Origin of the sequence: Actinoplanes aureus, assembly GCF_015704865.1 — a bacterium.
In the GTDB taxonomy this organism is placed as follows: Bacteria; Actinomycetota; Actinomycetes; order Mycobacteriales; family Micromonosporaceae; genus Actinoplanes; species Actinoplanes aureus.
In genome coordinates this window covers 1-1,247 of record NZ_JADQTO010000094.1, presented here as the reverse complement: position 1 = coordinate 1,247, position 1,247 = coordinate 1, and the positions used below count along the sequence as shown (strand labels likewise).

1 protein-coding gene is annotated in these 1,247 nt (G+C 67.4%); it reads left to right on the top strand.

The genetic code is table 11. From position 1 onward, the window contains the following. On the top strand, nt 1–1,247 hold a 1,247-nt coding region (locus I4J89_RS49070; RefSeq protein WP_230860873.1), incomplete at both ends, for a family 43 glycosylhydrolase.

Sequence of the window (1,247 nt, the reverse complement as noted above, 5' to 3'; positions counted from 1 at the left end):
GTGCTGGTCAACCGCAACAGCGGCAAGGCCCTGGACGTCTACAACCTGGCCACCACCGACGGCGCCGCGATCAACCAGTACACCCGTAACGACGGCGCCTGGCAGCAATGGAAGTTCCTCGACGCAGGCTCTGGCTGGTACCGGGTGCAGTCGGTGCACAGCGGCAAGGTCCTCGACCTGCCCACCACCACCGACGGCATCCAACTGGTGCAAAACACCGACCGCAACGACGCCCGCCAGCAGTTCCGCCTCGCCGACTCGGCCGGCGGCCACGTCCGCCTGATCAACCGGAACAGCGGCAAGGCTCTGGAGGCGTGGGAGTGGTCCACCGCCGACGGCGGCCGGATCTCGCAGTACCAGGACCTGGACGGCGCCAACCAGCAGTGGCAACTGATCCCGCTGACCAGCACGGCCGGCACCTTCACCAACCCGATCAAACGCAACGGCCCGGATCCCTGGCTCCAGCACTACAACGGCTACTACTACCTGGCCACGACCACCTGGAACTCCACGATCACCATGCGCCGGGCCACCACCCTGGCCGGTCTCGCCACCGCCGCCGACCAGGTGATCTTCAACCTGGCGGGACGCGCCAACGGCTGCTGCAACATGTGGGCGCCGGAGTTCCACCTGATCAACGGCCGCTGGTACTTCTACTACACCGCCGGGCAGAACGTCTCCGACTACAACCCCACCCAGCGACTGCACGTCCTCGAGTCGGCCGGCACCGACCCGATGGGCCCGTACACGTTCAAAGCCGACCTCGGCAACGAGTGGGCGCTGGACGCCAGCGTGCTCAAGGTGGGCAGCAACCTCTACCTGATGGGCACCTACAACGCCGGCGGCTCCTACGGCCAGTCCAACTTCATCCAGCGCCTGACCAACCCCTGGACCCTCAGCGGCTCCCGGGTCCGGCTCAGTTCGCCGACACTGTCCTGGGAACGGCAGACCGGCGCGGTCAACGAGGGCCCGGAACCGCTCTACCGCAACGGCCGGGTCATGGTCGTCTACTCCGCGTCGGCCTGCTGGGGGCCCGACTACAAGCTCGGCCTGCTCACCCTGACCGGCAGCGATCCGATGAATCCGGCGCACTGGACGAAGAGCCCGAACCCGGTGTTCCAGCGCAACGACGCCAACGGGGTCTTCGCGCCCGGCCACAACGGCTTCTTCAAGAGCCCCGACGGCACCGAGGACTGGATCGTCTACCACGCCAACGACTCCGCCGGCGGCGGCTGCGACATGAACCG